Here is a 21,733-nt window from a genome sequence, read left to right as displayed (position 1 = left end):
TTACCTCCAACTATACATGAATTGCTTGACCATTAGCTTTTAATCCTAATTCCATGACTACCTCAGATAATGAAGGATGTGCATGTGTTGTTAAACCAAGTTCTAAAGATGAGCCATTCATAAATTGTAACAATGAAATTTCATTTATTAATTCTGTAACATGTGGCCCTATCATATTAAGACCTATGATTTCATCGTCATCTTTGTTAACTACCATCTCGCAAAATCCTTTTGATTGGGTTACATCCTCAATCATTGCCTTTCCTATAGCTTTAAAAGGAACTTTGATACTTTTTGCTTTAAGGCCTGCTTTTTTTGCTTGTTCTAAATTTTTACCAATTGAAGCAATTTCTGGGTTTGTATAAACACATTTTGGTATCAGGTCATAATTGACAGGTATAGGTGAACAATCAAACATATGTTCAACTGCAACTATAGCTTCTTTTGAACCAACGTGTGCCAATTGCAATTGCCCTATACAATCTCCTGCTGCGTATATATGTTTATCTTCAGTTTGCTGATAAGCATTTGTTATAATATGACCAGCATCAGAAGTCTTTATTTTAGTGTTATTTAAACCAATATCATTTGTATTAGGCTTTCTACCAATTGCAATAAGTACTTTATCGAATTGGACGGGCTCATCTGAAATATTAATAGTTACACCCTTATCAGTTTGATTAAAATGCTCTTTGGTCAATTGAATATTTTCGTAAAATGTAACGCCTCGATCAGTTAATTCTTCTTTTAGTAATGAGGCAACTTGTGGACTCTCGGTAGGAAGAACTCTGTCGTTCGCTTCGATTACTACTACATCAGTACCTAAATCATTCATCAGAGATGCAAATTCTAAACCAATAACTCCTCCACCTATGATTGCTAATCTTTGTGGTAGTGTATTTAACCTTAGGATATCATCACTCGATAGTATTTGTTGATGGTCAAAGTTAATGAACGGAAGAGATCGTGGTGACGACCCAGTAGCTATAAGCACATTTTTATTAGGTAGTATATCTGATTCGCCGTCTTCATATTCAACAGAAATTGTACCGCTTTGAGGAGAAAATATAGATGTTCCCATAATTCGTCCAATACCATTGTAAATATCTATATGATGATGTTTCATCAGTTGATTGACGCCTTTATGCAACTGTTTAACAATCGCATCTTTACGTTCTAAAATTTTAGGGAAATTAATTTTAAAATGATTGACATCAATTCCAAATGTATGTGCGTTTTTAATAGTATGATTGACTTCAGCCGATTTTAAAAGTGCTTTAGTAGGTATACATCCTTTATGTAAACACGTACCACCTAAGAGTGATTTTTCTACTATCGCTACTTTTTTTCCTAATTGAGAAGCTCTGATGGCGGCTACATATCCTGCCGTACCACCACCTAACACGACTAAATCATATTGTTTTTCTGACATGGTCTAACTCCTTAAATTTATAGAAGACTAAAAATACAAATATAAACTCTGTATTTTAGTCCTCTAGAGGTTTATTTAATGTTCACGCTATTCATTAGATAAAAAGAATAAACAAGAGATGAAAATAATAGTAGTATTAACATTATTGATATTTCTAATTACAATCTTGTTTTCTTCAATTTTAAATAATACCTAACTATTTTACATCATTTGTAATTTTAATCAAAACCAAAATCATTGTGCTTGAATTTGGTAATCATAATTAAATATTGTGATTTTGCTTAATCATTTCTTTTGCATTTTCTCTTGTGAGCTCAGTCACACTTGCTCCTGAAATCATACGTGCTATTTCATCTATTTTATTTTCATCTTTCAATTCTTTGACTTGAGTTGTAGTTCTATCAGCATTGGATGCCTTGCTTATAAGTAGATGATGATCACTCATTGAAGCTACCTGAGGTAAGTGTGAAATACAAATAACTTGAATGTATTGAGCAATATCTCGCATTTTTTCAGCCATTTTTTGTGCTGCTTGACCAGATACACCCGAGTCAACTTCATCAAAAAGAATCGCTGTTTGGCCACGTGATTTAACAAATATACTTTTTAGAGCTAGCATAATTCTTGAAAGCTCACCACCTGAAGCGATTTTATTAAGACTTTTAAGTGGTTCACCACGATTTGGACTAATTAAAAATTCCACAAATTCAATACCTTCAATTGTAGGTTCATCTAATGGTTTAAACGAAATCTCAAGGTTAGCATCTTTCATTTGTAAATTTTGTATTTCAGAAACAATATGGTCCCTTAACTCTCTCGCTACACGCCTACGTTCTTGAGAAAGTTTTTTTCCTATATCTATCACTTCGTTATAAAGTGTTTTAATTTCTTCCCTCAATTGTGACGTACTTTGTTCATAGTTTTCTATTTTATCAATTTCATTTGCAAGTTTACTCTGATAACCAATAAGTTCAGTAATATCCTTACCATATTTACGTTTTAAATTATTAAGTAAATTCATTCTGGATTCATACTCATTTAAAACTTGCTCATCGAATTCAGTGTTAGCCATTTCGTCGTAAATTTCATGTTTAGCATCTTCTAGTATATAGTAAAATTGATCAATGTCCTCTTTTAATCTTACGAATTTTTCTGGAACGATATCATTAATCGTTTGCAAGTAGTTGCTTAATTCGTACAACCTATCGGGTATTGCATTTTCATTAGTTAGAACTTGATGTGCGTTGTTTAAAGCTAGATTTAATTTTTCAGAGTTTTGAATTCTTTTAATATCGGATTCAAGTTGATCCACTTCGCCTTCTTTCAGTGAAGCTTCGGTTAGTTCCTCTAATTGAAACTTCATTAAGTCTAATCGTTGTAATAAAGCTTGATCTGCAGATTCTAATTCCTCTAATTCTTTACGTTTATTTTTATATTGCTTATAAGAAAGTTGATATTGATTAAGTAAATCTGAATATTGATTGTCTGCATAATCATCTAATAGTTGAAGATGATATTTTTGCTTAAGTAAAGACTGTGTTTCATGTTGCCCATGAATATCAAGCAGTTCTTGCATCACTTTTCTTAAGTCCTGTAGAGTGACAGTTTGATTATTAATTCGACATATACTCTTGCCAGAACTGAATATTTCTCTTTTAACTAATAGAAAATCTTCATCAACATCTATAGCTAAAGATTCTAGTATTTTAATTGCATCTTTACTCTCGTCTATATCAAAGATACCTTCGATAATCGCTTTCTTTTCGCCATGTCTGACGTAATCAGAAGAAGCTCTCATACCGATTAACTGTCCAATGGCATCAATAATGATAGATTTTCCTGAGCCAGTTTCACCACTCATAACTGTTAGACCGTCAGAAAAGTTTATATCAAGTTCGTCAATAATGGCAAATTGTTTTATTGATAAGGTTTGTAACATAAATTCATCGCATCCTTATAATAAATTGAAAATTCGAGTTTTGATTTCTTCACTCGCTTCTTCGTCTCGACAAATAAGTAAGCATGTATCATCACCACAAATTGTACCAAGCACCTCATCCCAATCAATTTGATCAAGTATAGCACCAATGGATTGAGCATTACCAGGAAGCGTTTTAAGTACTAGTAGATTACCAGTGCCTTCAATATTTACAAATGAATCCATTAAATATCTACCCAACTTCTCTAATGGATGATATCTACGATCATTTGGTAAACTATAAACATATTGTCCTGTAGGTGCAGGAACTTTAATTAATTGCAATTCTTTAATATCTCGTGAAACAGTAGCTTGTGTAACATTTAAATCATACTCATTCAAACGTTTAACTAGTTCATCTTGTGTTTCTATTTGTTCATTTGAAATTATCTCTCTTATTTTTATGTGTCTCACTGACTTTTTTGGCACAATTAACACCTCAAATTACGAATATTTATACATTGATTTTAACACATGGCGTTCTGAACTACTACTAAACACTATTTTGAAATTGTGAAGTTAAAATATCTAGTGAGCACTATATCAGTATTTATTACAAAATCACTTTCATAATTAATAATACTAAAATAAGTGTTTAGAAATATAAATGTGAATAATTCTTGTATATAAATTGAAGAATTAAAAAAGATTGCCTCATAGATAAGCTATGAAGACAACCTACAGATATAAATGTGTTATAACGTTAAAGTAAACATTCTGACGATAGTATAAAATTTTGTTATAAATTAATGGTCTCTGTTATAGAATAAATCTACAATATCGCTTAATTCTGAAGTATCATATTGATCAGAAATTTGATTTAAGCAGTTCAAGGCAAGACATTGATGATTGTTTAACTTTTCTTCTGCTCCATCTTTTCCAAGTAAAGAAACATAAGTATTTTTATGATTTTCTATATCACTGCCTACTTTTTTGCCAAGTTTTGATTCATCACCATATACATCCAGCAAATCATCTTTAATTTGAAACATCATTCCTAAATGATGACTAAATTCATCTAGATTCTTAGCAATATTTTGTTCAACTTGAGCAATGTCTACCGCGGCCATAACTGAAAAATTTAGTAAAGCACCTGTCTTAGTTTTATGAATTGACTCTAAAGTTTCTAAACGAATTGACTTCCCTTCACTTTCCATATCAAGCGCTTGGCCACCTACCATTCCCAAATGTCCACTTGCTTTTGAAAGTCTTTGTATAATATTTACTTTCACACTATCTTCAATGGTAGTATCATTAGAAACTAATTCAAAAGCTTTTGTTAATAATGCATCACCAGCAAGAATGGCTTTCCATTCACCATATACTTTATGATTTGTTAACTCTCCTCTACGGTAATCGTCATTATCCATTGCTGGTAAATCATCATGAATTAAAGAATAAGTATGAATCATTTCCAATGCTAATGCACTATTTAGTCCTTGTTGATAATCTTTATTAAGCATTTTTAGTGTTAATAATAATATGACTGGTCTGATTCTTTTACCACCAGCATTTAATGAGTATTTCATACTTTCTTCTAAATTAGTCTTTAATGGTGATGATTGTATTGATTTATTCAGTGATGTATTAATTATATCTATTAATTTATTCATCTGCAGTTTCTTCATTGCCTTCATCACCAACTTCTTCTTGCATTAATTCATTCACTTTTTTCTCTGCTTCTTTTAAAGTTGAATCACAATTAGCAGATAGTTTCATACCACGTTGGTATAAATCGAGGGATTCTTCTAAAGAAACTGCTTCATTATCCAATTTTTGAACGATATTTTCAAGTTCTTTCATCATTTCTTCGAAACTTTGCTTTTCTTTACTCATCATTACACCTTACTTTCTTAACCATTGCATCGACACTTCCGTCTTTCATTGTTAAAGATATTTTGTCGTTTTCATTCAATTTATGTGTGCTTGTAATCACTTCATCGTCTTTGTTGACAATTGCGTATCCCCTAAGCATCGTATTGGTAGGGCTTAAATTATTGAGATTTTCTAATTTATTTTTTAGCACTGTTTTTAAATTAGTAATGTTATTGGACATTATTTTGGACAATCTAGAATGCAATTGATAAACAGATTGCTTTTCTTGAGTAATCTGCTGATTTAAATTTTTAAAATTAAAACTTTGTTGAAGTAACTTGAGGTGATGTTTTGACTTTTCAACTTTAGTATTTAATAGAAGATTTAACTGTCTTTCTAATTCATCACGTTTTTGAATTTGTTGATCGTACAATAAACTCGGTTGCTTAAATTTGTAATATGATGATATTTGATTAAGTTGTTTCTTCTGATGTTCGATATATTGTTTTATATATCTTGATAATGTATATTCATACTGTTTAATTTGTTGTAATAACTCATATTGATCAGGTGTTGCTATAACAGCAGCTTGAGTAGGTGTCGCAGCTCTAACATCTGCTACAAAATCGCTTAATGTAAAATCAGTCTCATGACCTACAGCTGATATAATAGGTGTTTGACAATTAAAGATGGCTTTAACAACATCTTCTTCATTAAAGTTCCACAAATCTTCAATTGAACCACCACCGCGTCCAACTATTATTGTATCAACATCTAATGAATCGGCATATTGAATCTTTTCTATTATATCTTGCCTAGCCTGCGTGCCTTGAACAAGGGTACTGATTTGAATTTGCTCGACCAAAGGGTAGCGATTATTAATCGTACTATGTATGTCTCTAATGGCTGCACCTGTACTCGCTGTTAAAACCGCTATTTTCTTTGGATACTTTGGTATAAGTTTTTTGTTACTTTGATCAAAATAGCCTTCTTTTTTCAATTTCTTTTTTAGTTGTTCAAGCTTTTGGTATAAATTACCAATACCATCGATTTGCATCTTATTAACATAAATTTGATAATTTCCTCGTCTTTCATAAACAGAAACGCGAGCTTCAATTAAAACCTCATCACCTTCTTTAGGCTCAAAGCCTAACTTAGAAGCATTTCCTTTAAACATCATTGCACTGATGACACTTTCTTTGTCCTTGACATTAAAATATAAATGTCCGCTTGAGTGCTTTTTAAAGTTAGATAATTCTCCTTTGATAAGAACTGATTGAAGATGAGGATCTTGGTCAAATTTATATTTTATATATTTAGTTAGTGCAGAAACACTTAAATATTCAGTCATAGTTATCACTCATTTTAATCATTTATATTACTTAAAACACCATTAACAAATTTATAATGATCATCATCACTAAACTGTTTTGTAAGTTCTACAGCTTCATTAACAACTACTTTTTTAGGTGTATCGCTGTGCAATATTTCAAACGTTGCCATTCTTAAAATAATACGATCTGATTTCAGTAAACGATCGATAGACCAGTCTTTTAAATGGGGTTTTATTGTGTCGTCTAAAACGATTTGATGATCTTTGACTCCAGTAACTAACCAGTATATAAAATCAAAGTCTAAATCAGAATGATCATCTTTAATAAATTCAATTGCTTCTTGAATTGTTAAATCCGTCTCTTTTATTTCAAGTTGAAATAAAGTTTGAAAAGCTTGTATTCTTGCATCTTTACGACTCATATTTTACTCCTTCAAATGTATTTATAAAATTATAGGTACAACTTTCTAGTTAAAGTGCACCTATAATTTAAATTATTTATTTTTCTGCTACGATACTTCTGATGTGAATATTAATTTGCTGTGGTTCAATAGCTGTCATTGTCGTAATTGAATTGAAAATCGCTGATTGAATTTGATTTGCAGTTTTAGAAATATTTACGCCATGTTTTAGAGAACAAAATACATCAATGTATATTCCGTCTTCTTTAGCTTCGATTTTTAAATCTCTGTTTAAATTTTTTCGACTAATCTTCTCTAGATTTGTTTTTTTTAATTCAGCAAAATGACCTGTAATGCCTTCTACTTCTGATGTCGCAATGGATGCGATAACAGATAATACTTCTGGTGCTATTTCAATTTTTCCTAAATTAGATTGAGAATAATCTGCTACATTGACCATCCTTTATCCTCCTATTGGTTATTATCGTCCATAATATTATACTTTTCTAGGAATTTTGTATTAAATTCCCCACTTCTAAAAATATGATTATTTAGAAGTCTTAAGTGGAATGGAATCGTAGTGTCGATACCTAAAACAAGATATTCACTTAAAGCACGAATGCCTGTCATAATTGATTCTTCACGTGTAGGTTCGTGAACTATAAGTTTTGCCACCATGGAGTCATAGTAAGGTGGTATCGTATAATTAGTATAACATGCTGATTCAATTCTCACTCCAAAACCGCCTGGGGCAAGATATTGGGTAATCTTGCCTGGTGAAGGCATAAAGTTTTTGTAAGGATTTTCAGCATTGATTCGAAATTCAATGGCATGACCGTTAATGGAAATATCTTCTTGTTTAAAAGGTAACGCTTCACCCATAGCAACTTTGAGTTGTAATTTTACTAAATCTACTCCTGTTACCATTTCAGTTACTGGGTGTTCGACTTGAATACGTGTATTCATTTCCATGAAATAAAATTGATTATCATCTAAATCATATATAAATTCAATTGTACCTGCGTTTTCATAATTTACAGCTTTTGCAGCTCTGATTGCAGCATTACCCATTTCTTGGCGTTTATCTTCACTTAATACTGGTGAAGGTGCTTCTTCAACGAGTTTTTGCATTCTTCTTTGAATTGTACAATCACGTTCACCTAAATGTATAACGTTTCCATAAGTATCGCCAATAATTTGAATCTCTATATGTCTAAAGTTTTCTATAAATTTTTCTAAGTATAAACCGCCATTTCCGAACGCTGTTTCAGCTTCTTGTTGTGTCATACGGTAACCAGTTTCAAGTTCTTTCTCATCACGAGCAACCCGAATACCTTTTCCACCACCACCTGCAGTGGCTTTGATGATAACTGGATAGCCAATTTTTTTAGCAGTTTTTTTAGCGTCATCTATACTTTGAATAAGCCCTTCACTTCCTGGTACTACAGGTACATTGGCTTTAATCATTTCAGCTTTAGCAATATCTTTTATTCCCATTTTTTGAATTGATTGATAGCTTGGCCCAATAAATTTTAATTGGCATGCTTCACACAATTCAGCAAAATCACCATTTTCAGCCAAAAAGCCGTATCCAGGATGAACACCATCACATCCTGTAGAAGTAGCGATAGATAAAATATTTGGTATATTTAAATAAGAATCTTTTGATAAAGTAGGACCGACGCAATATGCTTCATCAGCAATTTGAGTATGTAATGCATCTTTGTCACCTTCTGAGTATATAGCTACTGTTTGAATACCTAAATCGTGTGCCGCTCTTATTATTCTTACTGCGATTTCACCACGATTAGCGATTAGAATCTTCTTCATTATTTCACCTTAAATAACGGCTGGCCATACTCTACCATTTGTCCGTCTTCTACTAAAATTTCTACGATTTCACCTGTTGTTTCGGCTTGAATCTCATTAAATAATTTCATAGCTTCTAATATACAAACAGTACTGTCATTCGTAACTTTATCTCCTACTTGAACATATGCTTCTTCATCTGGTGAAGGTGATTTATAAAATGTACCAACCATTGGTGCATTAATGGTATTGTAATTATTATCACTACTTTGTTCATCATTATAGCTATCTGATGGTTTTTGTTGTGTTTCATTATCGATTTGCGCATGAGTTATCGGTTGAGTTGGTTGTTGAGTAACTTGTGGTGTAACTATTTCAGTCTCTTTTTCTTTTTTTAAATTAACTACGCTGCCTTTATTATCTTCAATATTTATTTCAGTTAAATTAGATTGGTCAAGAATTTCGATTAATTCTTTTATTTCTTTAAAGTTCATTTCTTACTGACTCCTTAGGTTTGTTTTCATCTACCCATCTATTTTACTTGAGTAAAAGATTCAATTCAAGCATGTTCATTAAACATCAAAACGTCGTTATTTATTTAAATATTTTAGAGATTGATTGAAGGCATAAAAAAGACACTCGTTTCGTTTTATTTTTTGTATTTTTAACGAAACGGTGTTTTAAAAGTTGCTTTGCTGAATTGTACACTCTGTATATCAACTCGATATTTTAGATAAGATACCATTTATAAATCAAATGATTTCAGTTAGTATTTCTATACCTTTTTCCAATTGTTTTTTAGTGATACTCAATGGAGGTAATAACCTAATCACATTTGTACCAGCTGTTAAAATGATTAACCCTCTACGTTTAGCTTCTCGCACGATTTGAATAGGATCATTATTGATCTCTATTCCTACCATTAAGCCTATACCACGGACTTCAATTACATTTCTTTTATTTGCTAAACCTTTTCTTAAGTTTTCAATAAGAAATTGACCCTTTGATTGAACATCATTCATCAAATCAGCATGATTAATGATAGTAAGCGTTTGTTTTGCAGCGGCTAATGATAATCTATTTCCTCCAAAAGTTGTGCCATGAGAACCATAGCCAAATGCATGACCTAAATTCTTTTTGCCTAACATTGCTCCAATAGGAAGGCCGTTACCTAACCCTTTAGCTAATGTGATGATATCTGGAGACAATTGATAATGTTCATGAGCATATAACTTACCAGTTCTACCTATGCCCGTTTGAACTTCGTCTACAATTATAAGAATATCTTTTTGTATACAATACTCATTTAATTGCTTCACAAATAAAGGGTCAGCAGGTAGTACTCCTGATTCACCTTGAATGATTTCTATAATTACAGCTGCAGTATTATTTGAAGTTAATGATTTAAATGAATTGAAATCGTTAAAAATAGCAAATTTGAATCCAGGAACAACCGGACCAAATTGATCTGTAATTTTCTTTTGTCCTGTTGCAGACATTGCGCCGTACGTTCTGCCGTGAAAAGACTTTTTAAAAGCAATAATTTCCGACTTGCCAGTAGCTTTACGTGCGAGTTTAATAGCCGCCTCATTCGCTTCTGTTCCACTGTTGCAAAAGAAAGCTAAATAATCTTGTTGACCAATTAATTTTTGAGCCACTTCCTCTTGAATACTACTTAGGTATAAATTGGGTGAATGCCATATTAAATTCAGTTGATTAAGTACTGCTTGGTAAATTTCCATATTAAAACCTAGATTTGTGACACCTATACCTGACGAAAAATCTAGGTAAACATTATTATCTTTATCAATTAATTCATTTTCATTAGCATCAACAAATTCTATATTGTCCCGTTTGTAATTATTAAAAAGATAACTCATCATTAATCACCCCTTATGATTGTTCCTTTTTGTAAATTATTTGCAATTAAAATCGATTCAACGCCTGATTCTACTGTTTGGATTGCACTCTCAATTTTAGGTATCATGCCGCCAGTAATTATTTTATTTTCAATTTTTGTTTTTGCCTCCTTAATTGTAAGAGTAGCAAGCGTTTTATCTTTTTCAATTACACCAGGGACATCAGTCATATATACTAATTTTTCGACTTTTAGTTTCTTAGCAATTGCGGTGGCGAGGTGATCAGCATTAACATTAAGATATTCCCCTTGCTCATTTACACCCAAACTAGTGATAATTGGTATAATGTCGCGTGATAAAATATTTTCTAATAGCATCGTGTTGATTTCTTTAACTTTCCCAACGTAACCATAGATATTTTTATTTAAAAATTCGGCGCTCACAAGTTCTTTTATCTTTTCTTTGAATTGAAAAAATTCTAAATTAGATTCTTTAAGTCTCACTAAAAGTTGGTGTCCTACTATGTTAATTAAAGCATCATATATGATAGGTAAGTCATTTTTAGCAGTCACTCTCATGCCATCAATTTTAATAGTTGAATGATTGTTTTTAGTTAATAAATCACTGATGACTTGGCCGCCACCGTGAACAATAATTATTTTTTTGTTTTCAAGGTGCCAAGCTTTAACTTGTTGTATAAACGCGTCGTTTAAATTTTCTATAGCTATACCACCGAGCTTAATTACGATGATGTTTTTCATATGTTCCTCCTAAGTGGTGTAAAGTGCGTTGATTTTAACGTAGTCATACGATAAATCACATCCCCATGCTTGACCTTCGTAATTTCCTTGATGAAGGTCAAGTTCAATTGATATTTCTTCAGCACTCATTATTTCTTGAATTTCTTCTTTATCGTACTTTACTGGTGAGGATCTTATTAATACAGGTATCCTACCGATAAAAATGTCTACCTGATTAATATCAAAATTTGTTTTAGCGTAACCTGCAGAAGCAATAATTCTACCCCAATTAGGATCTTCGCCAAAAATTGCGGTTTTTACCAAACTTGAACCCACCACACTTTTAGCAATCATTCTTGCAGCACTAGATTCTTTTGCACCTTTAACCGTGACTTCTATTAATTTAGAAGCACCTTCGCCATCCCTTGCAATACTTTTAGCTAAATCGGTCATAATATATAGAAGCATCTGCTTAAATTTATAGTAGTCTTCACTGTCTTTTTTAATTTCGTTATTATTTGTACATCCATTTGACATTACAAGCACCATATCATTTGTTGAAGTATCACCATCTACAGTGATTTGATTGAATGTAACTTCAACTACATCTTTTAAAGCTTGTTGTAATGTTTGTGATGAGATGTTAGCGTCACAGGTTATAAATGCTAGCATTGTAGCCAAATTAGGATGTATCATTCCTGACCCTTTTGCTACACCTGCCATCGTTACTGTATCGTTACCAAAAACTTCGTTTACAACGCATGTTTTTGTATGAGTATCCGTTGTTAATATCGCTTTTGCAAAGTCATCAGCATTACCGTTTTTAACTAGTTTGGAAAAGCCATTCTCTAGAATAGACATTGGCATCATCTTTCCAATAACACCTGTAGATGCGACACCTACATATTCTTGTTGAATTTGCAATTTATTTGCGGCCAGTTGTTGCATTTTAAAGGCATCTTTTTCCCCTTGTTTACCAGTACAAGAATTAGCAATACCTGAATTAACAACAATAGCTTGCATTTTACCACTTTTTTCGATGCTGTTTTTTGTTAATTTTAATGGTGCAGCAATCACCTTATTAGTTGTAAATACACCTGCTACATTTGCAGGTACTTCTGAAACAATCCAACCAAAGTCTAATTTTTTCTTTTTAAAGCCAGCGTGCAGACCATCAGCTGCAAACCCAAGAGGACTTGCAATATTTCCCTTAATTATATTCATTATTTAGTCCCCCTATATTAGATATATAAAGGTGCCAAAATTAGACCATCAGTTTCGTCGAAATTAAACATCAGATTCATATTTTGAATAGCTTGGCCAGCGGCACCTTTAATTAAATTATCAATAACTGATGAAATTGTTAAAACACCCGTAGTTTCGTTATAAACAAAACCAATATCAGTGTAATTTGTTCCTATTACTTCATTTAACTGTGGTAACCCATCTTTAATTCTTATGAAAGGCTTATTTTTATATACAGTCTTGTAGGTAGATTCTATTTGATTTATTTTCACTCCACTTTCAAGCTGTGTGTATATAGTTGCAACAATACCTCTGTTAACCGGAATAAGTGATGTAGAAAACTGAATATTCTGTAAATTTTTGTTAAAAAACTGCAACGTTTGTACAATTTCAGGAATATGTTGATGTTTATTAAGTTTATACGTCACATAATTATTGTTTACATTTACATAATGGGTTGACTGATTTAATTTTTTACCAGCTCCAGTAAGACCACTTTTAGCATCAACAATTATAGAATCAACACGGATTAAATGATTGCTGATTAAGGGATATAGTGCTAATTCAGTTGCAGTTGCATAACAACCAGGGTTAGCAATAAATCTATTGCAATGACTAATATTCATTACTTCTGAAAGACCGTATGTAAAACGCTTTTGTATATCTACAGTACACGGTGATTTTTTATACCATTTGAGATAAACATCTGGAGATAAACGATGGTCACCTGATAAGTCTATGACAGGAAAATTATTATTAACGAAATTTTTAGATAAATCTTTTGCAACGCCACTTGGAGTGGCAAAAAATACCAAATCTGAATGTGTCATAATAAATTCACTGTCGAAAGCCTGAATTTCTTTATCACAAATACCTTTCAAATGAGGGAATATATCAGAAATTTGCACTCCCACTTCTTTTGTGGCATGAATCGATGAAACAGTTATATGAGGGTGATTTAGTGCTAATCTTAACAATTCTAGTCCTGTATAGCCTGTGATACCTACTATAGAAATATGCATATATACACTCCTTATTGTATTATTATGTAATTATATACATATTTATTAATAATTACAATACTATACTTTGTAATTTTACATTTTGAAAACAAAAACTCCAAAGTATAACATCTTATTGATGTATACTCTGGAGTATAGTTAATTAGTGTTTATCCTCTAGAAATGTAACTTCCATCACTAGTATTTATCACTAGTGTGTCACCTTCATTTACAAATAAAGGTACATTTAGTGTATAACCTGTTTCAACAGTCGCAGATTTTGTTGCGCCAGTGGCAGTATCACCTTTGATTCCAGGTTCAGTTTCAGTAACTTCAAGCTCTACAGTTTTTGGTAATTCAACACCAATAACTTCACTTTCATAAGATTGAACTTGAACTTCCATGTTCGCTTTTAAATAATTTAATTCATCTTTTAAGTAGTCACCAGGTAATTCGATTTGATCAAATGTCTCGTTATCCATGAATACGTGGTTATCGCCATCAGCATATAAATATTGCATACGACGATTCTCGATCATTGCTTGTTCAACCTTTTCGCCAGCTCTGAAAGTTTTTTCTTGAATAGCACCTGTTCTTAAATTACGTAATTTAGAACGAACAAAAGCTGAGCCTTTTCCTGGTTTGACATGTTGGAAATCAATAACTTTCCAGATTCCGTTATCAACAGAAATCGTTAAACCTGTTTTAAAATCATTTACTGAAATCATTCAGTCTCCTCCTCAATTATACGCGCTTACTCTAAAATAATAAGGTCTTTTGAGCAATTAGTAAAGACATGACATCCATTTTCTGTAATAAGAATGTCATCTTCTATTCTAACGCCACCCAATCCCTCAATGTATATACCTGGTTCTATAGTAACACAGTTATTTATATTTAATTCATCTGAACTATTTTGAGATAATAGTGGACCTTCATGAATATCAAGGCCAATACCATGACCAAGTGAGTGGCCAAACTGCTCACCATAATTGTGAGATGAAATATACTTTCTAGATATAGCATCTGCTTCTTTTGCAGTCATACCTGGTTTGATTTCTTCAATAGCTTTCTTTTGAGAAGTTAGAACTATATTAAATATTTCTTTGAGTTTTGGATCCGGTTCTCCTATGGCAAACGTGCGTGTAATATCGGAACAATAACCTCTATAGTATGCACCAAAATCTAATGTAATCATATCTCCCTTTTCAATACGCTTATCACTTGCAACACCATGCGGTAATGCACCTCGGTAACCTGAAGCTACTATTGTGTCGAATGAAGGGCCATCTGCACCTAATTCTAACATCTTACTTTCTAATTTAGCTTTGATTTCTCGTTCTGTCATTCCGATACTTACTTGAGTGAGGATATATTCATATGTTTGATCTACTATCTTAGCCGCTTGTTGAATGAGCTGAATTTCTTCCTTATTTTTAATTTCTCTAATCTTATCAATTTCATTAGATATGCTTATTAAAGTAATTAATCCTTTATTAAGTTCAACATAAGTATCATAACTGATTAAATGACCTTCAAAACCAATATTTGATAAATTTTCTCTTTCTAATATACATTTAATTTCAGAAATCAAACTTGATTTTCGATTTATAATTTCAAAATCTTGTGCCTGTTCTGTAGCTTGGTCTATATATCTAAAATCAGTAATAAGATATTGTTTTTTAGGTGTTATGATTAGTGCACCACTTGTACCAGTAAAATCTGAAAGGTAACGTCTATTATAATCTGATAATACGATGATTGCATCTAAGTGCTTATGTTCAATGATATCTTGAACTTTTCTTAATTTATTCATTATTTCCCTCCTACGTTTACATTTGTACATTTTTATTTTATACATTAGAATGATAGCATAACTAGTAATAATAATAATAGTTTTTGGTTTAGGGAGAATACAATGAAAAAGTTAATATTAATAGTTGGTGCGAGCAGTTTGCTAATGGGTTGTGGGAGTCAGAACTTATCTCCTTTAGAAGATAAAACGACTGAGTTACGTGATGATAATCATCAATTAAAACTTGATATTCAAGAACTTAATCAAGAAATTGGCGAACATAAATCTAAAATAGCCGCCCTTAAACAAGATAAAGAAAATACTAAAGAAGCTTCATCTAATAAGTTAAAAATAAAAAATTTAAAAGCATCATCTGATTATTATGATTCTATTGCAAAAGCCATTAAAGATTATAGAGATATTGAGTCAAAAGTTAATAAAAATAATAATAAAGTGACGATTCAAAGAAAATTAGATGACATTTCAAATAATATTGACAGTTCTTTCATTAAATATAAAGAATCTGTAGACTCTGAATCACAATCTGAAGAAGATAAGAAAAAAGAAAAAGAAATACGTCAACTTAATAAAGACTTATCTTCAGCATTCAATACAATTAAAAAAGGATATGAAACGAAAGATAATAAAAAAATAGAAAAAGGTCAAAAAAAACTTGCAACAATAAATACAAATTTAAATTAATAGGAGTTTTGAGATGCGTAAATTCATCTTTTATTTAATATTAGCGATAGCTGCATTTGGTTTAATGATGAATCTTGATGAGTTTTTATTTTCAATTATGAAAGCTATTATTAGTTTTGCAATTATAGCTTTAATTATTTATATTATATATTATTTCTTCTTTTTAACAGAAGATCAAAGGAAGTATAAAAAAGCACTTCGTAAATATAAAAGACAAAAAAGAAAGCAATAAGGCGATATCAAATGATTTCGCCTTATTGCTTTCTTCATAATTATTTACGGTACATCCATGCTTCAGAGCGATATTTTTCTTCGAGTTCTTGTACTTCCTCTTTTTGTTTTTCCGTTAATTCTAGAGGTTTAAAATCTATATTCAGTCCTTTTTTAAAACCTGATTTAAAGGCGTTCTCCATTTCATTTAATGTAATATGTTGATTTGAAATGTCATTAATAGCTACAGCTTTTTGAACAAAATTTTCTTTCATTTTCGCTTTTAGTCGTTCATTTTTAAATATAAACATATCAAATAAATCATCGATATCTATATCTTGTAAAATTGAACCATGTTGAAGAATGACACCTTTTTGTCTGGTTTGAGCGCTACCTGCAATTTTTCTGCCTTCTACTACAAGCTCATACCAACTAGGTGCATCAAAACATACCGAACTTCGTGGTTGCTTTAATTTGTCTCGTTCTTCTTTAGAACGGGGGATAGCGAAATAAGTTTCAAAACCTAAATTTTTAAAACCTTCTAATAATCCTTGTGAAATAATTTTATAAGCTTCAGTTACAGTTGAAGGCATATTTGGATGAGACTCTGGAACAATAACACTATATGTTAATTCTTTATCGTGTAACACGCCTCTACCACCTGTTTGACGTCTTACTAAGCCATAGCCCTTTTCTTTTACTTTATCAATATCAATTTCTTTTTGGAGCCGTTGAAAGTAGCCTATTGAGAGTGTTGCAGGATTCCAAGTATAAAATCTTATAACTGGATCAATTTCTCCACGCGATACAAAATTTAGTAACGCTTCGTCCATTGCCATATTATAATAAGGATTTTTGCTTCCAATATTTATAAAATTCCATATTTCAGTCATAATCATACCCCTATCGAAATATTAAAATTAAAACTATTATGTTTCTCTTTGTATATTTAGATTATGTGATATAAACATAATCTAACTCGAAAAAATATTTTGATAAATTGTACTAACAGTCTTATAATTATAATATCGGTAAATTAGGGAGGATGCAAGATGAGTATCTCTTTGTACATTGCAATTGGTATTATTGTTATTATCATTGCATATATGATTATCCAACAAATTCTTAATAAGCGAGCTGTAAATGAATTAGACCAGAATGAATTCCATAAGGGTTTAAGAAAAGCTCAAGTTATTGATGTGAGGGAAAAAGTGGATTATGATTATGGACATATTAATGGTGCACGTAATATTCCTATCACAGTATTTAAGCAACGATTTCAAGGACTAAGAAATGATCAACCTATTTATTTATGTGATGCTAATGGTATAGCAAGTTATCGTGCTGCACGTATATTAAGAAAAAATGGATATAAAAATATTTACATGCTTAAAGGCGGTTACAAAAAATGGACAGGTAAAATAAAATCTAAAAAGTAATTTTACGAAATGATGTCTTTAAGTTATTAAACTCTTTGAAAGGATTAGGTTAATAGATGCTTTCAAAGAGTTTTTTAGATGATGATATATAAATCATTTAAAGAAAATTCTGGACATAAAGTTCCAGGATAAGTAAATAAGGACAATTTCTATTGAAAAATATAGGAATTGTCTTTTTTATAAATTTTTGATCATTTTCAGCTCGTTGAGCTGTTACTTTTCTTATATTAAGTTCCATTAGTAGACATCCTAGTTCTCTTTTGGCTTTATATATACCTTGAACAGACATTCGAGTGAAACCTAAAATAGCCTTCATAAATCTAAAAACAGGCTCCACACTAAATTTTCTTTGACTGTAGATGGTTTTTGTTTTTGGTTCTGAAAACTTTTTATTAATTTGCGCTTTAAAATATTCCAAACTATAATTCTTCATTATTTTTTGTTTGTTTTGAATTGAAGTTCATACATTGGTGTGTTTCAGAGGACACTCTGAACAATCATCACATTTATTTATTTTAAAGTCTCGTTTAAAACCATATTTATCATGACGATAGGCATATCTTTTAAATCCTGGTCTTTGATTGTTTGGACAAATGAAATCATCGTTAATTTAGTTTAGTAATGTTTATTAAATTATACGAAAGTGCCTTATTTTTTAAAGTATTTCAATGTAAAATTACATATAAACACAAAGTATTTTGGCGAGACTCTTGAGGGAACAGGACAAGCTGAAGACTACAGACTGAAGCTGTCCCCTAAGAAAGCGAGCCAACAATAAGAAGAATTGTAAATAAAGAAGCCAGTAAATGAATTATAAAAAACTCATTTACTGGCTATTTTGCTAGGAATGATGTCCCAGCCGCTTTCTTTATTTATATAATTTTCATATTGAGAACGACTCGTCATCAAAAGGTACCGTCTCAGCCCGTATAGAGGATTGGCGCACCTTTCTCAAAAATATCATAAAAAAGCTACGTATTAACATCAAATCTAATTTTTAAATGCTTTAAAAAAGATATTTTCTATTTAGTAAAAGATTAGTATAAGTTAACTTTTGATTATTGTAACTTATAGAAGTTTTAGCTAGTATAAAGATTTCTTTTTAGTGATTTAATTATTTTCAGAATCAATATTTGTGTGTTCTTTATACTTTTCGTTCTTAAGTTCTTCAAATTTAAGAATTGGTTTTCGTGCTGCAGTCGTCTCATCTAATCGGTCAATTATAGTTGTATGTGGTGCTTCTAAAACTTTATCTGGATCATTTTTTGTTTCATTAGCGATTTGAATCATCGCATCAATAAAGTAATCAAGTGTTTCTTTAGATTCAGTTTCTGTTGGCTCAATCATCATTCCTTCTTCGACATTGAGAGGAAAATATATTGTAGGTGGATGCACACCAAAATCTAACAGTCGTTTAGCCATATCTAATGTTCTGACACCATATTGTTTTTGTAAAGTTCCACTTAATACAAATTCATGTTTACAATATTGATTGAACGGAATTTCAAAGTGATTTTTAAGGCGAGATTTAATATAATTCGCATTAAGAACGGCAGCTTCAGATACTTCTTTTAAACCATTGGCTCCCATTGATCTGATATAAGTATATGCTCTTAAATAAATACCGAAATTTCCGTAAAACGGTTTTACTCGTCCAATTGAATTTGGAATATCATTGTCATATTTATATCTATCATTATCTTTTATAACCATAGGCTTAGGTAGATAACTGGCTAATTTCTCTACTACTCCAACTGGTCCTGATCCTGGTCCACCACCGCCATGAGGACCAGTGAATGTTTTGTGCAAATTAAGATGTACTGCATCAAAGCCCATATCACCAGGACGTACTTTATCTAAAATAGCATTTAAATTTGCCCCATCGTAATATAATAAACCACCTGCTTCATGAACGATTTTCCCAATTTCAATAATATTCTGTTCAAATATACCTAATGTATTTGGATTAGTTAACATGATTGCAGCTGTATTGTCGTTTACTACTCTTTTTAAATCTTCTATGTCAACTTCCCCACGTTGATTAGATTTTACAGTTACTGATTTAAATCCAGCAAATGAGGCAGAAGCAGGATTAGTACCATGTGCTGAATCAGGTACTATTACTTCATCTCGATGGCTTTGTCCATTTTTTTCATGATAAGCTTTAAAAATCATTAAAGCGGTCCATTCACCATGCGCACCTGCAGCAGGTTGTAGGGTAACTTCATCCATACCAGTAATTTCTTTCAATTCTTCTTGTAAACTATATATAATTTCAAGAGAACCTTGGACGTGTTCTTCTTCTTGTAAAGGATGAGATTCACTAAAACCAGAAATACGAGCTACCTTTTCATTAATTTTAGGATTATATTTCATCGTACATGAACCTAATGGATAAAATCCAGTATCAACCCCGAAATTTTTATTTGATAGTTCAGTGTAATGTCTAACTAAATCTAATTCTGAAACCTCAGGAAACTCAGCCTTATGTTTACGAATATACTTATCATCTAAGAGCGAAGCAATATTGATATTTTCAATGTCATTTTGTGGTAAAGAATACGCATATCTATCTTTTTTGGATCTTTCAAATATTAAAGGGCTTGATTTACTAATCATTTAACTCACCTGCTTTCATAACAAAATCATCTATTTCATCTTTAGATCTTAACTCTGTAACTGCGACTAACATATGGTTTTTAAAATCATCTGATACTTCACCTAAGTCAAAACCACCAATGTACCCATATTCTGCTAATTTAAGATTAATATTTTTTATTGGTTGATTAAATTTGACTACAAATTCATTAAAAGATTGTGCTTTTAGTACCTCAAAACCATGCTCTTCAAACTTATTTTTAGCATAATTAGCATTTATAAGATTTTGAACTGCAATTTCATAAATCCCTTGTTTACCTAAAGCAGACATTGCTATTGAAGATGCAAGTGCATTTAAAGCTTGATTTGAACAAATATTAGAAGTGGCTTTATCACGACGGATATGTTGTTCTCTAGCTTGTAAGGTGAGAACAAATCCACGATTACCTTCGTCATCTTGAGTTTGTCCAACTAATCGACCAGGTACTTTTCTCATTAATTTCTTTGTTGTAGCAAAATATCCACAATGTGGACCCCCAAATTGGGTAGGAATACCAAAAGGCTGTGTATCTCCCACTACTATGTCTGCCCCGAATGTACCTGGTGGTGTTAGTAATCCTAAAGAAAGTGGATTGGCGTATACGATAAATAAAGCTTTCTTATCCTTTATATAATTATTAATTTGTTCTAAATCTTCAATAGAACCATAAAAGTTTGGATATTGTACAGCGACAGCTGCTGTGTTGTCATCGATAAGTTGTTCTAATTTTTCTAAATCAGTAATAGTACCTTTAAGGTCAACTTCAATTATTTCAAATTCATCACGAGTTTTGGCGTATGTGTGTAGAATTTGTAAGGCTTGATAATGTAGTCCACTTGAAACTACAATTTTATTTTTTTTCGTATGACTTAGCGCCAATATACATGCTTCAGCAAAACTAGTCATACCATCATACATAGAAGAATTTGCTACATCCATATCTGTTAATTCACAAATGAGTGTTTGAAATTCAAAAATTGCTTGTAACTCACCTTGAGAAATTTCAGGTTGATAAGGTGTATATGCGGTGTAGAATTCAGATCTTGAAATCATTGCATCGACAACAGCAGGAGTATAATGATCATAAACGCCCGCACCCAGAAATGTTGCATGTGTTTCTTTAGTTGTATTTTTAGCTGCGAGACGATTTAACCTTCTAAGTAATATCGTCTCCGCTTCGCTTTCGGCAATGTTTAAATTTCTTTTTAATAAAATATCTGTAGGTATATCATCAAATAATTCGGAAATAGACTTTGCCCCAATACTATTTAGCATTTCATTTTTATCTTGTTCAGTTAATGGTATATAACGATGACTCAATATTTACACCCCTTTA

Annotated in this window: 22 protein-coding genes and 1 pseudogene; 3 read left to right on the top strand and 20 right to left on the bottom strand. The window is 31.5% G+C overall.

Translation table 11 applies throughout. The features are described 5' to 3' along the window. Nucleotides 1-10 precede the first annotated feature (10 nt). The 16 genes from lpdA to ACVBFA_RS00285 form a co-directional block, all read right to left on the bottom strand. Nucleotides 11-1,432 (bottom strand): dihydrolipoyl dehydrogenase, encoded by a 1,422-nt coding sequence (lpdA, locus tag ACVBFA_RS00360; RefSeq protein WP_002486947.1) that lies wholly within the window; start codon nt 1,430-1,432, stop codon nt 11-13. A gap of 262 nt (nt 1,433-1,694) precedes the next feature. Continuing rightward, entirely contained in the window at nt 1,695-3,371 is a 1,677-nt protein-coding gene (gene recN, locus ACVBFA_RS00355) for a DNA repair protein RecN (RefSeq protein ID WP_126122162.1), read from the bottom strand. A 15-nt stretch (nt 3,372-3,386) separates the two neighbouring features. Beyond that, nucleotides 3,387-3,839 (bottom strand): transcriptional regulator AhrC/ArgR, encoded by a 453-nt coding sequence (ahrC, locus tag ACVBFA_RS00350; RefSeq protein WP_002456185.1) that lies wholly within the window; start codon nt 3,837-3,839, stop codon nt 3,387-3,389. Nucleotides 3,840-4,156: 317 nt separating this feature from the next. Next, a complete protein-coding gene (locus tag ACVBFA_RS00345) occupies nt 4,157-5,038 on the bottom strand; it encodes a polyprenyl synthetase family protein (protein ID WP_126122161.1) in 882 nt (293 codons plus the stop codon). Beyond that, nucleotides 5,016-5,246 (bottom strand): exodeoxyribonuclease VII small subunit, encoded by a 231-nt coding sequence (locus ACVBFA_RS00340; protein WP_002495738.1) that lies wholly within the window; start codon nt 5,244-5,246, stop codon nt 5,016-5,018. Before ACVBFA_RS00340 ends, ACVBFA_RS00345 begins: the two co-directional genes overlap by 23 nt. After that, entirely contained in the window at nt 5,239-6,576 is a 1,338-nt protein-coding gene (gene xseA / locus ACVBFA_RS00335) for an exodeoxyribonuclease VII large subunit (protein WP_002486996.1), read from the bottom strand. Before xseA ends, ACVBFA_RS00340 begins: the two co-directional genes overlap by 8 nt. Before the next feature lie 14 nt (nt 6,577-6,590). After that, on the bottom strand, nt 6,591-6,980 hold the full coding sequence (gene nusB / locus ACVBFA_RS00330; protein ID WP_002446514.1) for a transcription antitermination factor NusB: 390 nt from the start codon (nt 6,978-6,980) through the stop codon (nt 6,591-6,593). A 76-nt stretch (nt 6,981-7,056) separates the two neighbouring features. Continuing rightward, on the bottom strand, nt 7,057-7,419 hold the full coding sequence (locus ACVBFA_RS00325; protein WP_002440021.1) for an Asp23/Gls24 family envelope stress response protein: 363 nt from the start codon (nt 7,417-7,419) through the stop codon (nt 7,057-7,059). Nucleotides 7,420-7,430: 11 nt separating this feature from the next. After that, the gene (gene accC / locus ACVBFA_RS00320) at nt 7,431-8,789 is read right to left on the bottom strand and encodes an acetyl-CoA carboxylase biotin carboxylase subunit (protein WP_002446515.1); all 1,359 of its coding nucleotides are present in this window, start codon (nt 8,787-8,789) and stop codon (nt 7,431-7,433) included. Then, on the bottom strand, nt 8,789-9,262 hold the full coding sequence (gene accB / locus ACVBFA_RS00315; protein WP_126122160.1) for an acetyl-CoA carboxylase biotin carboxyl carrier protein: 474 nt from the start codon (nt 9,260-9,262) through the stop codon (nt 8,789-8,791). Before accB ends, accC begins: the two co-directional genes overlap by 1 nt. A gap of 258 nt (nt 9,263-9,520) precedes the next feature. Further along, nucleotides 9,521-10,651, bottom strand: coding sequence for an acetylornithine transaminase (locus tag ACVBFA_RS00310; protein WP_126122159.1), 1,131 nt, complete (start codon nt 10,649-10,651; stop codon nt 9,521-9,523). Next, entirely contained in the window at nt 10,651-11,388 is a 738-nt protein-coding gene (argB, locus tag ACVBFA_RS00305) for an acetylglutamate kinase (RefSeq protein WP_002487013.1), read from the bottom strand. The genes ACVBFA_RS00310 and argB overlap by 1 nt, the downstream gene beginning before the upstream one ends. A gap of 9 nt (nt 11,389-11,397) precedes the next feature. Further along, entirely contained in the window at nt 11,398-12,591 is a 1,194-nt protein-coding gene (gene argJ, locus ACVBFA_RS00300; protein ID WP_046044247.1) for a bifunctional glutamate N-acetyltransferase/amino-acid acetyltransferase ArgJ, read from the bottom strand. Between the two features lie 17 nt (nt 12,592-12,608). Next, nucleotides 12,609-13,634, bottom strand: a complete 1,026-nt coding sequence (gene argC, locus ACVBFA_RS00295; RefSeq protein ID WP_002446520.1) for an N-acetyl-gamma-glutamyl-phosphate reductase — start codon at nt 13,632-13,634, stop codon at nt 12,609-12,611. A 149-nt stretch (nt 13,635-13,783) separates the two neighbouring features. Beyond that, on the bottom strand, nt 13,784-14,341 hold the full coding sequence (gene efp, locus ACVBFA_RS00290) for an elongation factor P (RefSeq protein WP_001831269.1): 558 nt from the start codon (nt 14,339-14,341) through the stop codon (nt 13,784-13,786). A 26-nt stretch (nt 14,342-14,367) separates the two neighbouring features. Beyond that, complete coding sequence (locus tag ACVBFA_RS00285) at nt 14,368-15,429, bottom strand: M24 family metallopeptidase (protein WP_002457719.1); 1,062 nt, start codon at nt 15,427-15,429, stop codon at nt 14,368-14,370. Nucleotides 15,430-15,531: 102 nt separating this feature from the next. On the opposite strand from ACVBFA_RS00285, the gene ACVBFA_RS00280 reads away from it, so the two are divergent. Together ACVBFA_RS00280 and ACVBFA_RS00275 are read left to right on the top strand one after the other, a co-directional pair. Next, complete coding sequence (locus ACVBFA_RS00280) at nt 15,532-16,110, top strand: hypothetical protein (protein ID WP_002446522.1); 579 nt, start codon at nt 15,532-15,534, stop codon at nt 16,108-16,110. 13 nt (nt 16,111-16,123) lie between these two features. Then, entirely contained in the window at nt 16,124-16,342 is a 219-nt protein-coding gene (locus tag ACVBFA_RS00275) for an SA1362 family protein (RefSeq protein ID WP_001831076.1), read from the top strand. A 40-nt stretch (nt 16,343-16,382) separates the two neighbouring features. On the opposite strand, the gene ACVBFA_RS00270 is transcribed toward ACVBFA_RS00275, so the two are convergent. Continuing rightward, nucleotides 16,383-17,213, bottom strand: coding sequence for a lipoate--protein ligase family protein (locus ACVBFA_RS00270; protein WP_447158751.1), 831 nt, complete (start codon nt 17,211-17,213; stop codon nt 16,383-16,385). 159 nt (nt 17,214-17,372) lie between these two features. Here ACVBFA_RS00270 and ACVBFA_RS00265 point away from each other — a divergent pair, with 159 nt between their 5' ends. Then, nucleotides 17,373-17,759, top strand: coding sequence for a rhodanese-like domain-containing protein (locus ACVBFA_RS00265; protein WP_002446524.1), 387 nt, complete (start codon nt 17,373-17,375; stop codon nt 17,757-17,759). 93 nt (nt 17,760-17,852) lie between these two features. Here ACVBFA_RS00265 and ACVBFA_RS00260 read toward each other — a convergent pair. The 3 genes and pseudogenes from ACVBFA_RS00260 to gcvPA all read right to left on the bottom strand — a co-directional run. Next, nucleotides 17,853-18,369 (bottom strand): annotated as a pseudogene (locus ACVBFA_RS00260) (transposase); the annotation flags it as partial. Nucleotides 18,370-18,869: 500 nt separating this feature from the next. Further along, nucleotides 18,870-20,378, bottom strand: coding sequence for an aminomethyl-transferring glycine dehydrogenase subunit GcvPB (gcvPB, locus tag ACVBFA_RS00255; protein ID WP_002446525.1), 1,509 nt, complete (start codon nt 20,376-20,378; stop codon nt 18,870-18,872). Next, complete coding sequence (gcvPA, locus tag ACVBFA_RS00250; protein WP_002446526.1) at nt 20,371-21,717, bottom strand: aminomethyl-transferring glycine dehydrogenase subunit GcvPA; 1,347 nt, start codon at nt 21,715-21,717, stop codon at nt 20,371-20,373. The genes gcvPB and gcvPA overlap by 8 nt, the downstream gene beginning before the upstream one ends. Nucleotides 21,718-21,733 lie beyond the last annotated feature (16 nt).

This window comes from Staphylococcus sp. MSU001 (assembly GCF_052976705.1).
The sequence above is the reverse complement of the archived record's forward strand: the minus strand, read 5'-3'. Positions and strand labels throughout refer to the sequence as shown.

Excerpts from the sequence above, each read along its gene's own strand:
- lpdA (WP_002486947.1), bottom strand. The coding sequence starts at position 1,432 with ATGTCAGAAAAACAATATGATTTAGTCGTGTTAGGTGGTGGTACGGCA.
- recN (WP_126122162.1), bottom strand. The coding sequence starts at position 3,371 with ATGTTACAAACCTTATCAATAAAACAATTTGCCATTATTGACGAACTT.
- ACVBFA_RS00345 (WP_126122161.1), bottom strand. The coding sequence starts at position 5,038 with ATGAAGAAACTGCAGATGAATAAATTAATAGATATAATTAATACATCA.
- ACVBFA_RS00340 (WP_002495738.1), bottom strand. The coding sequence starts at position 5,246 with ATGAGTAAAGAAAAGCAAAGTTTCGAAGAAATGATGAAAGAACTTGAA.
- xseA (WP_002486996.1), bottom strand. The coding sequence starts at position 6,576 with ATGACTGAATATTTAAGTGTTTCTGCACTAACTAAATATATAAAATAT.
- nusB (WP_002446514.1), bottom strand. The coding sequence starts at position 6,980 with ATGAGTCGTAAAGATGCAAGAATACAAGCTTTTCAAACTTTATTTCAA.
- ACVBFA_RS00325 (WP_002440021.1), bottom strand. The coding sequence starts at position 7,419 with ATGGTCAATGTAGCAGATTATTCTCAATCTAATTTAGGAAAAATTGAA.
- accC (WP_002446515.1), bottom strand. The coding sequence starts at position 8,789 with ATGAAGAAGATTCTAATCGCTAATCGTGGTGAAATCGCAGTAAGAATA.
- accB (WP_126122160.1), bottom strand. The coding sequence starts at position 9,262 with ATGAACTTTAAAGAAATAAAAGAATTAATCGAAATTCTTGACCAATCT.
- ACVBFA_RS00310 (WP_126122159.1), bottom strand. The coding sequence starts at position 10,651 with ATGATGAGTTATCTTTTTAATAATTACAAACGGGACAATATAGAATTT.
- argB (WP_002487013.1), bottom strand. The coding sequence starts at position 11,388 with ATGAAAAACATCATCGTAATTAAGCTCGGTGGTATAGCTATAGAAAAT.
- argJ (WP_046044247.1), bottom strand. The coding sequence starts at position 12,591 with ATGAATATAATTAAGGGAAATATTGCAAGTCCTCTTGGGTTTGCAGCT.
- argC (WP_002446520.1), bottom strand. The coding sequence starts at position 13,634 with ATGCATATTTCTATAGTAGGTATCACAGGCTATACAGGACTAGAATTG.
- efp (WP_001831269.1), bottom strand. The coding sequence starts at position 14,341 with ATGATTTCAGTAAATGATTTTAAAACAGGTTTAACGATTTCTGTTGAT.
- ACVBFA_RS00285 (WP_002457719.1), bottom strand. The coding sequence starts at position 15,429 with ATGAATAAATTAAGAAAAGTTCAAGATATCATTGAACATAAGCACTTA.
- ACVBFA_RS00280 (WP_002446522.1), top strand. The coding sequence starts at position 15,532 with ATGAAAAAGTTAATATTAATAGTTGGTGCGAGCAGTTTGCTAATGGGT.
- ACVBFA_RS00275 (WP_001831076.1), top strand. The coding sequence starts at position 16,124 with ATGCGTAAATTCATCTTTTATTTAATATTAGCGATAGCTGCATTTGGT.
- ACVBFA_RS00270 (WP_447158751.1), bottom strand. The coding sequence starts at position 17,213 with ATGACTGAAATATGGAATTTTATAAATATTGGAAGCAAAAATCCTTAT.
- ACVBFA_RS00265 (WP_002446524.1), top strand. The coding sequence starts at position 17,373 with ATGAGTATCTCTTTGTACATTGCAATTGGTATTATTGTTATTATCATT.
- gcvPB (WP_002446525.1), bottom strand. The coding sequence starts at position 20,378 with ATGATTAGTAAATCAAGCCCTTTAATATTTGAAAGATCCAAAAAAGAT.